This is a genomic window from Scytonema sp. UIC 10036 (assembly GCF_009725235.1).
Window position 1 is genome coordinate 17,080 of sequence record NZ_WJFC01000172.1, and the last position, 12,312, is coordinate 29,391.

Annotated in this window: 9 protein-coding genes and 1 pseudogene; 2 read left to right on the forward strand and 8 right to left on the reverse strand. The window is 42.0% G+C overall.

What is annotated here, in order from left to right; translation table 11 throughout:
* Window positions 1-173: 173 nt before the first annotated feature.
* The 4 genes and pseudogenes from F7734_RS46490 to F7734_RS46505 all read right to left on the reverse strand — a co-directional run bounded on the left by F7734_RS46490 (window position 174) and on the right by F7734_RS46505 (window position 5,083).
* A pseudogene (locus tag F7734_RS46490) lies at window positions 174-3,087 on the reverse strand (PAS domain S-box protein).
* A gap of 289 nt (window positions 3,088-3,376) precedes the next feature.
* Window positions 3,377-3,601: a hypothetical protein gene (locus F7734_RS46495; protein ID WP_155751109.1), complete on the reverse strand. Its 225-nt coding sequence runs from the start codon at window positions 3,599-3,601 to the stop codon at window positions 3,377-3,379.
* 160 nt (window positions 3,602-3,761) lie between these two features.
* Window positions 3,762-4,667 (reverse strand): trypsin-like peptidase domain-containing protein, encoded by a 906-nt coding sequence (locus F7734_RS46500; RefSeq protein ID WP_166482580.1) that lies wholly within the window; start codon window positions 4,665-4,667, stop codon window positions 3,762-3,764.
* Window positions 4,664-5,083 (reverse strand): hypothetical protein, encoded by a 420-nt coding sequence (locus F7734_RS46505; RefSeq protein WP_155751111.1) that lies wholly within the window; start codon window positions 5,081-5,083, stop codon window positions 4,664-4,666. The genes F7734_RS46500 and F7734_RS46505 overlap by 4 nt, the downstream gene beginning before the upstream one ends.
* 572 nt (window positions 5,084-5,655) lie before the next feature.
* Here F7734_RS46505 and F7734_RS46510 point away from each other — a divergent pair.
* Window positions 5,656-6,849 (forward strand): ATP-binding protein, encoded by a 1,194-nt coding sequence (locus tag F7734_RS46510; RefSeq protein WP_155751112.1) that lies wholly within the window; start codon window positions 5,656-5,658, stop codon window positions 6,847-6,849.
* Window positions 6,846-7,841: an AAA family ATPase gene (locus tag F7734_RS46515; protein ID WP_155751113.1), complete on the forward strand. Its 996-nt coding sequence runs from the start codon at window positions 6,846-6,848 to the stop codon at window positions 7,839-7,841. Before F7734_RS46510 ends, F7734_RS46515 begins: the two co-directional genes overlap by 4 nt.
* A gap of 168 nt (window positions 7,842-8,009) precedes the next feature.
* Here F7734_RS46515 and F7734_RS46520 read toward each other — a convergent pair whose 3' ends face one another.
* The 4 genes from F7734_RS46520 to F7734_RS46535 form a co-directional block, all read right to left on the reverse strand.
* Window positions 8,010-8,255 (reverse strand): hypothetical protein, encoded by a 246-nt coding sequence (locus F7734_RS46520; RefSeq protein ID WP_155751114.1) that lies wholly within the window; start codon window positions 8,253-8,255, stop codon window positions 8,010-8,012.
* 276 nt (window positions 8,256-8,531) lie between these two features.
* Window positions 8,532-9,218, reverse strand: a complete 687-nt coding sequence (locus F7734_RS46525) for an ABC transporter ATP-binding protein (protein ID WP_279239834.1) — start codon at window positions 9,216-9,218, stop codon at window positions 8,532-8,534.
* A 63-nt stretch (window positions 9,219-9,281) separates the two neighbouring features.
* Window positions 9,282-10,541 (reverse strand): ABC transporter permease, encoded by a 1,260-nt coding sequence (locus tag F7734_RS46530; RefSeq protein ID WP_155751115.1) that lies wholly within the window; start codon window positions 10,539-10,541, stop codon window positions 9,282-9,284.
* A 13-nt stretch (window positions 10,542-10,554) separates the two neighbouring features.
* The gene (locus F7734_RS46535) at window positions 10,555-12,096 is read right to left on the reverse strand and encodes an efflux RND transporter periplasmic adaptor subunit (protein WP_243147444.1); all 1,542 of its coding nucleotides are present in this window, start codon (window positions 12,094-12,096) and stop codon (window positions 10,555-10,557) included.
* Window positions 12,097-12,312 lie beyond the last annotated feature (216 nt).

The window sequence follows — 12,312 nt, forward strand, 5'->3', positions numbered from 1 at the left end:
CTTTACTAGGGGGTTAGGGATTAGGGATTGGGGGCTAGGATGGTTGAAAGTCTATCCCTGACAGGTAGCTTTTTCCCCAATTCTCAATTTACAGCAGTCGTAGGGGCGCTCTTGCCTTGCGCCCCTACAAACGGTGTGGTTCATTTAGGTGAAAACTGCTGTAAGCGCCCCTTTCATGAAGATAGACTAGCTATAGGCAATGTAAACCAGAAAGTTAATCCTCGCTTGCGGTTACTGCTAACACCAACTTCACCACCATGTGCTTTGATAATTTGCCGACACAGAAACATCTTCAAGCCAATACCTGTGGTGCATCGAGCTTGGGGATCGCGGACGTACAAATCGAACAGGCGATCGCATTCTATTTTACTCATGCTGATACCATCATCTTGAATCGTAAATCGAATGACATCATCCTGAACTACAGCTTTCAGAGTAAATTTTAGTCCTGGTGGATTGTGCTGGCAACTATGTGTAATCCATTGGTTGACCACTTTCTGCAATTTAGTTGGATCGGCAATAACTAATGGTAAACCCTTTGGAACCAAATTTTTTACAGTTGCTTGGTTTTGTAAGAGTATTGGTGCCAAGTTTTTGGTTATCTCCTTATTTAATATACTAAATGATACTTTATTTGGTCGGAGAACTATGCCGTGTGACGAGCTAGAATGCAACTCAAGTAAAGATTCTATCATCTGTAGTTGGCGCTCGTTCCTTGTAGCATTCTCTCTAGGATAAAACGGGACACGGAATAGAGGAGGGAGGGGACGGGGGGCAGGGGGAGGGGGGAGTGAGTTCTCCTTGTCGCCAGTCTCTTGTCGCCAGTCCCTTGTCCCCAATCCCCTGTCCCCTGTCCCCAACAAATTATTCAGTACCATCAGTTACCATGACTGAGGTTTGCAGTTCGTGGGAAACTGTGTGTAAAACAACATCTTTTACCCGGTTCAGTTCTTGGAGTTCCTGCATTTTCTGCTGCAATTGTGCTGTGCGTTCTTCTACCTGACGTTCTAAATTGGTGTTGAGAAGCGCGAGTTGTTGATAGAGTTGTGCTTGCTGAATTGCGATGGCAACTTGTTCTGACATTTGTTGCAGCAAATCAATTTCCATTGCCTGCCAGCATCGCGTTTTGCTACACTGGTTTGCTATCAAAGCGCCAAACAATTCTTCACCCATTATAATAGGTACAGCTAAGGTGGCTTTGGTTTGGAATTGTTGGTAGAGGTTTTTAACTTTATCTGAAACTGTTGTTTGGGTAATATCTTCCACAACGCGCAACCGATTGCTGCCAAGCAACCCTTTTAATTCTGCCAAAAGTGTTTCATCGTCACTTTTCCAACCTAATAAAGATGGGTATTTGGGATCGACGGATTCAGCGAGAATATTAGACTGTGAGGACGACTCATTCAAAGCAATAAAAACTCGATCTGTTTCTAAAAATTGCCGCACTTCATTAACAGTGGTTTGCAGGATTTGGTCGAGATCGAGTGAGGTACGAATTCTCGCCAAGGTTTGTGCTAAAAGGCGATCGCGTTTTGCTGACAGCCGGACTAAATCTTCCGCCTGTTTGCGTTCTGTGATATCATTGGCGACGCAAAGCATACAAGGTTCTCCGCCAAGAGATATTGCTTCGGCTGAAAACAAAACGACCCTTGGTTCACCAGATTTGTTATAAAATTCAGTTTCTAAATTGCGAACAAACCCCTTTTGTTGTAAAATTTGGTGTATTGTGGCACAATCTTGGGGGTTTACCCAAATATTTAATTCCTTGCGAGTACGACCGATGACCTCTTCTCGACGAAAGCCTGTAATTTGGAGAAAGGTATCGTTAACGTCAACATAGCGTCCATCTTTAAGAGAAAGAATGGTGATGGGATTGGGACTGCATCGAAAGGCTGTAAAAAATTTTTCCTCTGATTCACGCAGGGCGATTTCTGCCCTTTTGCGTTCGGTGATGTCGTGATTGATAAATAGCAGGCATTGAACGCCATCTAAAGAAATGATTTCAGCAGAAAATAACCCCGTTCTCACCTCACCTGACTTGGGGCGAAATTCTGCTTCCATGTTGCGAACAACACCTTTTTTCTGTAATTCTTGTACTAGTGCAATGCGATCGCGATCGTTCACCCAAATTTTAAGTTCGGTAGCAGTACGACCGATCGCTTCGGTTCGCTGATATCCTGACTGTTCGACAAAACTATCATTGACTTCTATAAAACGACCTTCTGACAGCGTGCTAATTGTAATCGGATTTGGACTAGCACGAAAAACTTTAGCAAACTTTTCAGCCAAACTTCTTAAATTCACTTCTGTTTGTTTGCGGTTGGTAATATCCCGAACAATTGTCAAAACTTCATCTTGTCCGCTCACAACTAACCGTGCTTCATAATCGCGCATTCCCTGTGGTGATGGCAGTTGATATTCACAAGTTTGTAAACTTTTAGTCTCTAAAGCTTTGGCAATAGCTTGTTGGCTAAGTAAGACAACATCGGGAGGTAAGAAATCTCGCAGGTGCTTCCCAATGATTTCATGTCTGGGAATGGTGACATTTGCACCCTCACCTTTAAAGTCTAGATACTTACCATCGCGACTGAGACGAAACATCAAGTCGGGTATTGCATCTAAAATAGCTTTATATCTTGCTTCACTTTCTCGCAACTTTTCTTCTGCGAGTTTCCGATCTGTAATGTCAATAATTAACCCATCCCAGATAATGTCTCCTGATGGCTGTCGTTCCGGACGAGAAGCTGCTTGAACCCATTTCAGTTTACCACTAGGAGTCACGATTCGACCTTCCCAATGCCAAGGTTCGCCTGTTGCACAAGATACGGCTATAGATTGCTCAAAACTTGTGACATCCTGTGGATGAGCTATGTTATGTAATATCTGAAAATCTGCTTGCACCAATTCTGGTTCCAATTCAAAGAGTTCGTGACAGCCAGAACTGGCGTATATAACAGTTCGGGAACCATCTTGCCGTTTGAGGAATTGAAAAATCATTCCCGGTAAATTGGCTGCAATTCTTTCTAACCGAGAGAATGCTTCTAGTTGGGAAGTTGGTGTATACAGGGCTTTCACGGGTTCATCCACTCTCTGACCTTAATTACAAGCTACAGTTGGTGTATAAATGTAAGCGATCGGTATTTCAGCGTTCGGTTAAGATTTGAGTAAAAAACTTATGTTTTTTTGCGCTGAGAAGCGATCGCTTATCGTTTATAGCTATATTTTCAGGGTACCGTCCAAAGCCGAATTTAGCATTCACCCAATTGGATGAACCAATTGCAGGAGAGTGATTTTACAAAACAAAATACCTCTGGCTTTCTTCAGTAAGATCGAGGAAAAGAAATACTAAATGTGTATAAGACATTGTATTAACAAACTACAAACCTTCATCATCTAATAAACTCATCAATGCTTGAAAATCAAGGTTATAGGACTCTGGCAATTGATTCTCTAACTCTGACAATTGCTTCTGTAATGTTTCAGCGACGTAGATCATATTAAATTCTCGGGCAATTTTCAACTGATGTTCTTTGATTCTGATTTGTCGAAGCAGGTTGTTTTCAAGGTGTGTTAAATCGCTATCTTGAGCAATCGTAATCATGGTTGCACCTCTTTAAAACTTTGTTAAAAATTCATGGTAAAGGAGTTAACTTGTCTGCTATTATCTCGCAATTGGTACATTTTGAGCAGAATAGCTTATCTTTAAAGAAACACATCCCAATGCAGTAGAGTTGGTAGAAGCGTAACAAGGTTTAGATTTATCACTGGGGCATAGGCTGATTGGCTTCACCAGCTTTTTTATAAGGTTCATAGGCAGCTTCACCAGTTGGATTTATGCCTTGCATGGCATCTGTAAAATCATTGGTGAGTGCGTTTACTGCATTTGCATCCACCGTTTCTGGTTGTTGTTCTATTTGTGGCCTTCTTTGTGGATTATACTGAGTACGAGAGTTTTTAGCTACTGATGGTTGCAGATCTACAGGTGGTGCTACTGTTTTTGGTGGACTAGAATTTGGAGGAGTTGGTTGTTGAGACGGTGCTGGTGTTTCTCTTGAATTTGCAAACGCTGTATTTGCGGGAAGAGTTAAATAAGTTTTGATGGGAATACCTAAAAAATCCGTCGTCTCAGTTCTTGCGTCTATTCTCGCTTGTCCGTGAATTCCTACTAAGCGTCCCCGTTCATTTAAAATAGGACCACCACTCATTCCGGGTTTAGTAGGAGTGCTAAACACCAAAGCATATTCATCTTTAGGGTTTTGCACAACCCTGGTAATGACTTGCGGTAAAATTATATACTCGCGTGTTATACTAACTCTATCTGGATCTGCCCAACCAGAAATATAAACTGTTGCACCTGGATTGAGTTTGTCATAAGATACATCTGCTTTCCGATAGTTCTTTGTACTTGTGAATTGCATCTCAGCTAAATCGACATTACCGATGCGTTTTATTGTCCTAGGGTTTATCTGATGTGTTTTGCGATCGCTAGTCTGAACAGTATAGTTTCCCGCATTTTGTTCTACGATATGCCAGTTCGTCAAAATGGTATAAATATTTCCTCGGCGCTCAATAATCACTCCAGAACCTGTCTTTGCACCATCAATGCGAACTGTAACCTGCTGGGCGATATCATGGCAAGTAGTGGGTACTTGCCAAATCCAATTTATGCCTGTGGTGGACTACTACTACCGTTCCTGTCGCGCAAATACTCCCAAATCCGTCGAATTTCGGTTCTAAATTCTTGGCGATCGATTGCGGCTTGCTGGCGATCGGCTGCTGCTTCTGCTGCTAGCCGATCCATACGATTAGTTAAGTTGTTTATGTTGCTGTTGGTCTGTTGGGCTAAAGAATCTACTCTTTGATTTACTGCAGCAACACTCTCGGTTAATTGCTGTATATTCGCAACCAGCACATCAATAGTCGCGCTCTGAGCGCTAACATTTTGATTAGTTTGTTGGACGCTAGCCCCTAAAGCTGCAATTGCATTATTTTGAGCGAGTACAGTTTCCCCAACGTTAGAAAACAGTGTTTCTAATCGACTTAAGCGTTCCTCAATGGTTGATGGTTGTCCTGCATTGGTCATTTTGTTTAATCTATTTCAGTGTTTCAATCCCAAATTTCAATCCCAAAACCACTGCTGTAGTTTATTTATTGCTTACCATAACTGCCTTTAGCGACTTGTTCTCAACACCAAAACAATGCCACGCCTTGTCATCTTCAAAGTCTTCACTTGCCTCATTGACTAGAATAATTACTTTTACTTGCTGATTATACCGCAGCTGTTGCAAAACTATTAGAAGTGAACTATCGTTAAGCTATGATTTTTTACTGAGAATTAAAATAATTTCACCACGAGCGATCGTCTTGGAGTAACTGCCCTGTTGCTCCCTCCTTATCGTATATACATCTCAGTGTATAGGGATTTCTTTAAGCTTGTCTCCTGTTCCCTGAGAAACTCCCACATGGATATTTACGCGGTCAATCAAGATTAGATCTATACAGTACGGCTATAATGTTTTCAGCATCTTCGCCGAAATAGACGCAGTAGCTAGAGCCAAAGAACATTTGCAACTGTTCTTTTACCTGTAGTCAGCAGGATATGATAAAAGAAATGAACTAAGGTTAAAAATTAAAGTTAGGTAAAGCTATACATAAATGAATGATGAGGAATTGGAAGTTCTTCTAAAAGATTTGGAATCAGATCGGGTGGAACGTAAGGCTTCGATTTCTGATAAAGGTAAGCTTTGCGAAGCAGTTTGTGCATTTGCCAATGACTTGCCAAACCATCAAAAACCAGGAGTCTTATTTATTGGTGTCAAGGATGATGGTAACTGTGCCAACCTGACAATCGATGATAAGCTGTTACTAACGCTTTCAGGAATGCGATCGGATGGTAACATTTTACCTTTTCCCACAATGATTGTTCAAAAACGAACTATTGGTGGATGCGAACTAGCTGTTGTTATTGTGGAACCATCAGACGCACCACCTGTACGCTTTAATGGACGTGTTTGGGTGAGAGTTGGTCCCCGTAGAGCAACTGCTACAGCAGAAGAAGAGCGTCGTTTAGCAGAGAAAAGGCGATCGAAGGATTTACCTTTCGATCTTCAACCTCTTGCATCTGCTAGTTTAAACGATCTAAATCTAGACTTGTTCTATCGAGTTTATTTGACTGCATCTCTAGCCACTGAAATTCTGGAAGAAAATCAACGTTCCGTCGAACAACAATTAACGGCATTAAGATTTGCTACAGTGGAACCACTACCTAAACCAACGATTCTGGGTTTATTAGTGGTAGGTAATAATCCAAGGCAATTAGTCTCTTGTGCTTATATTCAATTTCTTCGGATTGACGGTACTGAGTTCACCGATCCAATTAAAGACCAAAAAGAAATTAGTAGTGCGCTTCCTAATTTACTTGAAATATTAGATGAAACTCTTCAATCTCATATTTCCGTGGTGACAGACATCACTGCTAGTCCTATTGAAGTTCGTCAACCAGATTACCCAATAGTAGCTCTACAACAACTAGCAAGAAATGCCGTTCTGCACCGTACCTATGAAGGGACAAATGCACCAGTAAGAATTTCTTGGTTTAACGATCGCATTGAAATTCAAAATCCTGGTAGTCCTTTTGGGCAAGTCAATAGGCAAAACTTTGGACAACCAGGTATAACAGATTATAGAAACCCTCATCTTGCTGAAGCCATGAAAAATCTTGGTTACGTTCAGCGTTTTGGTATAGGAATTCTACTTGCACGCCAACAGTTACAAAAAAATGGCAACCCACCACCAGAGTTTTTTATAGATGATGCCTATGTAATAGCGACAGTTAGAAAAAAATTATGAAAACTACAACTATTGCTTTTTTTAATAACAGAAGCGACGTTGGCAAAACAACCTTAGTTTATCATTTAGCATGGATGTACAGGGAACTGGGTTATCGAGTTCTTGCTGCCGATTTAGATCCTCAAGCCGATTTATCTATGATGTTTTTGGGAGAGGAGCGCCTTGAAGAACTTTGGCAGCAACAAAATACTATTTTTGCTAGTGTAGCTCCAATGCTGAGATTAGGAAATATATCTGAACCCTGTTTAGAAATCGTTGAAGATCGCCTAGCCCTTTTAACAGGTAACATAGAACTTTTTCAAATAGAGAGCAATCTGACAGAATCTTGGATAACTGGAATATATGATGTAAAAGATAATCAACGACAAAAACTTGCTTTTCAATTCATATCTGTCTTTCAGAAAATTTTGCAAGAAGCAGCCATAGCTCATGAAGCTAATATAATTCTAATAGATCTAGCTTCTAATTTCGGAGCCATTAATCGCGCAGCATTAATTGCAGCCGATTATATTATTATTCCACTAACCTTAGATTTCTTTGCCACTAGAGCCTTAACTCATCTTGGAACTACATTACAGAATTGGCGATCGCAATGGCAAGAAATACAAAATAATTTAGATCTAGAGATTCATCTAGCAAAAATGGAACTGGCAGGTTATATTATCCGACAACATCCCGTGAGATTCGATCGCCCTGTCCGAAATTACCAAAATTTACTAACTGAAATTCCAGAAATCTATCAAAAAGCCGTTTTAAATAATCCAGAAATTTATAATATTTCTATTGGAGACGATTCTAATTGTTTGGGTTGGTTAAAATATTACGCCAGCCTAATAGATATTGCAAAAGACGCTCAAAAACCAATGTTTCATCTAAAACCTGCTGATGGTGCTCTCGGTACATTCATGCAAGCAGCAAAAAGCATTTATAAAGACTTTCAAAATTTAGCTAGTGCGATCGCAGAACGAACACATTGCCAGCTCCAAGAATAAGTGCTTGTCTCTCAATATTGCGATCGATTAGAAAAGTCCCAATATTAGCAACTTGGTATCCTCTATAACTATGATTCAAATGATTACAACGAGAGTCAAATTATTTGAGTCTACGTGCATCTGCGGTTTTTATTCCCTTACATAGCATGAGATCGATCTCTAATAATTTTACTTTTCCTCGCCACTAGAACGAGACGTTCCAATCCCTAACTCCTTTTTCAGATTATCCACTTGTTCCCACAAAGATTGAATTTTTTCAAAAGCCTCAACAGTTGGAAGTTTCCCATTAGTTTCTAAACTAACAATATAATTAACCCGTTGTGTAAAGTATTGCAACATCGCATCAAACTTGAGGTTTTCTGGAGTTGTAACACCATGATAAGCATTTTGAGGATAAAGAAAATCACTTTTCATATTGATTTATCTCCATAGAAAGGTAGAAGCAGCCCTAACACAATCAATGGCTCTTCCGATATTATTGAGAATGCCCAACTTGAGAGGCAAAATTAACTTTTTCGCGTACAAGGCTAAATTAAGTTTTGTAATAGGAGCTTTATAGTTTGTCATAAAGCGGCACTCAGAGTTCTACTAGCAGTTTGCTTGCAGAAATTCAAAAATACCATACCAGTTTTTCAGAGAGCATTCCCCTAAAGATAGATACAAAAGAAAGTACATATTTTACAGAATTTTCTACCCCACAGTTACAGGAGAAACAATTAATCCATCCTTAACGTGAATCACCCGATTAGTTCTGGCAGCGACATCAGCTTCATGAGTTACAATAACGATTGTGATACCTTGATGATTTAATTCACTCAGTAAATCCATCACTTCTTGGGAAGTTTGACTATCCAAAGCACCTGTTGGTTCGTCGGCAAGCACCAACGCCGGACGATTCACTAAAGCACGAGCGATCGCAACTCTTTGCTGTTGTCCCCCAGAAAGCTGATTGGGGCGGTTGTTCAATCGTTCTGCTAACCCGACTCTTGTTAGAGCCGCGATCGCTCTCTTCTGCCGTTGATGTTTGGGAACCCCTGCATACACCATCGGTAGCATTACGTTTTCCACTGCAGTAGCGCGAGGCAAAAGATTAAACTGCTGAAACACAAAACCAATGCGCTGGTTGCGGATGAAAGCTAACTCATCATCATTTAAAGTCGTTAAATTTTGCCCCTCCAAAACATAATGACCGCTTGTCGAGCGATCCAAACAACCCATAATATTCATGAGGGTAGACTTACCGGAACCAGACATCCCCATAATAGCCACATATTCGCCTTCCTCAATTGTCAAGTTAATGCCTTTAAGGATTGGCACTTCAGTCTCACCCAAACGGTAAGTTTTAGTGATACCTTCCATCCAAATCATCGCTGTCATCTTCATCACTCTCCCTTGTCTACCGTGTCTCCCTTGTCTCCCGTGTCTCCCTTGTCTCTATCCTCAATCACTACGCAAAGCATTGATGGGATCGAGTCGAGCAGCGTTACGGGCTGGAATAACTCCTGCTATCAATCCAGTCATAAACGAGACACAAAAGCCAGCAATAATTGCCCCGAAGGACACAATAAACGGAAATTTAAACACATTAGCAGCTACAAAGGTCAAGCAAATGCCAAAACCAATACCAATTGCTCCACCCACAATAGCCACTGCCACTGCTTCAGTCAAGAACTGACTCAGAATAGCGCTTTTGGTTGCTCCTACTGCCTTGCGAATACCAATTTCTCTGGTTCTTTCCACAACTGAAACTAACATGATATTAGCAATACCAATGCCCCCAACAACCAAAGAAATACCAGCTATTGCTCCTACCAAAACGGTAAACAGCCCCACAACACTGGTGAAAGTGTTGATGATATCAACTTGATTGATGATGCGAAAGTCATCTGCTTGAGGCGGATATATATTGTGCCGAATGCGGAGCAAGTTTGTCACCTGAAACTGAGCTGCATCCAATTGTGCCTCATTTTGAGTTTTGATCCATACACCATTAATAGCTGTACCGTTGAGAGCATTGTTACCAACAATTCTGGCAGACATATTCGTAAGCGGGATGTACATTTGGTCATCTTGGTTTTGAGTTCCTGATGCCCCCTTCTCCTCCATCACCCCAATCACTGTGTAACGTCCGTTTTGAATGCGAATATTAGCCCCGATAGCCGATCCCCCAACGCCAAACAGATCGTCTCGCACTTTGCTGCCCAGAACAACCACTGGTTTGGCACTATCCAAGTCTTCTTGAGTAAAGTACTGCCCTTCTTGAGGGTTAACATTTCTCACTTCAGGGTAATTGAGATCGGTACCCAGAACTGTGGTAGAAATATTCTGTCCCTCATAGACCACCTGAACTCCACGCTGTAGATAAGCCGTGACAGATTGCGCCGCCGTCACTTGCTCTTCAATTGCCCGTGCATCCTCCCAAGTGAGAGTTGATGAAGTCCCAACACCCTGACTGATCCCCCCTGTGCGAGCAAATCCCGCCAACACTAACATGACATTAGAACCAAGCGCTTGAATCTGCAACTCGGTGGCTTTTTGTATACCCTGCCCTACAGAAGTCACGGCAATCACTGAAGTAATCCCAATAATCACTCCCAGCATTGTCAATCCCGTGCGGAGGCGATTGCTCCAAAGGGCTTCCACTGCCATTGATAGAATTTCAAATAAAGAAATTTTAGTTAATCGAATAGACTTTGCCATAAAAAAAACACTCCTAACGCATGCGCCTTGGTAGCCCGCCACCACCCCCAAAGGGCGACATCCTGGGATTCATTCCCTGCTGGGGACGCGCTCCCGGTGGAAAACTCAACAACACTTGTTCTCCCTCCCTCAAGCCAGAACGAACTACAGTTTTATTGCCCACTGTGACTCCAGTTGAAATTGGTCGGAATTGCGGTCTTTTTCTGTTTCCTTCTTTAGATTCAGAGAACACCATAACTCCACTGGAATTGTCTTGCCTTACAATGGCAACTGTGGGAATGACTAAGGCGTTTTCTAATTGCCCCACGTTAAAATCTATATTCACGTTCATTCCCGACTTTAGTAGGTTTTGCGGATCGCTAAGGGAGGATTTGACTTCAAAATTTGTAACGTTTTGCTCTACTGTGGACTGGGCTGCAACTTGAATGACCTTTCCTGTAAAAGTTTTGTCTGGATAAGCATCTGCTTTAATGGTGACCGATTGTCCTAATTTGATTTGAGAAATATTAGTTTCAGCAACTTTTGCCGTTACCTGATTTTGCGATGCGAGTGCTAGAATAGAAGATGAAGTAGCAGAAGATACATCGCTTCCTGCGGTGGTAGGGGCAACGAAAGCACCGGGGTCAGCGTATTTGCGCGTGACGACTCCAGTGAAGGGAGCGCGAATAATGGTATCGTTGATTTGTTCTTGTGTTGTCTGCAAACGCCCTTGTGCAGCTAAGACTTGAGCGCGTGCTTGGTCAATTTCCTCTGGGCGAGAACCATTTCTTTGCTTGGCAAGTTCTTCTTTTGCTACAGCTAAACTGGCTCTGACCTGTTCTATATTATCTCTGGCATTACGCTCTTCAGTTAAAGCTTCATCTAACGAGTCACGAGCAACAGCTCCTTCTGACACGGGACCCTGCAACCGCCTCACGCGAGAGGATGCCAAGTCCAGGCGAGATTTCGCTTGCAGAAGTTGGGCTTCGTTTCTTACCACATCAGCCCTGGCTTTGGCAACATCTTCACTCCGGTTACCGGCTAGTACCAACCGCAAATTTGCCTGGGCATTTGCGAGTTCTCCTTTGGCTTGGGTCAGTTGCCCTCGCAGGTTGGAGTCGTCCATGTATGCTAGAAGTTGTCCTTGCTTGATGCGATCGCCTTCCTTAACCAGGAGTTGTTTGAGAACGCCTGAGTTCTTCGGGCTGACATTAATCGAACGTTCTGGCTTGACAGTACCGTTGGCTGCGATCGTCACAGGAAGATTTGTCCGTTCAGCGGGTGCTGTTTGGATGCGGCGGCGAAATTCCTGACGCTGTGTCATCATGAATTGTTGTACCCCAAAATAACCGACTCCCCCAAGAAGCCCTAAAACCAGCAATGCCACTGCCCATTTTGGTACCCTGATTTTTATGCGCCCCTTGACAGAATCAGTTTCCTTCCAGGGTTGCGTATTGCTGTTTAATCCTGATGCTTCCTTCACTTCCGTCATCCCGTAACAATTATCCTGTAATGTAACAATAAAATTAAGAAACTCCCAAGCCCCCATTTTGCTGGGACTGGGGAGACGGAGCATGAGACATTATTAATACTTAAATGCCATATGCATATCTTATGCGGGTATCTATATAGATCGCATGAAGCAAAACTCCCAAATAGTTTGGGAAAAAAGTAACTATGGATTCATGACTTTTGTCATGGGGGTAGGGGATGCGTGGATTTTGGATTTTGGATTTTGGATTTTGGATTTTGGATTTTGGATTTTGGATTTTGGATTTTGGATTTTGGATTT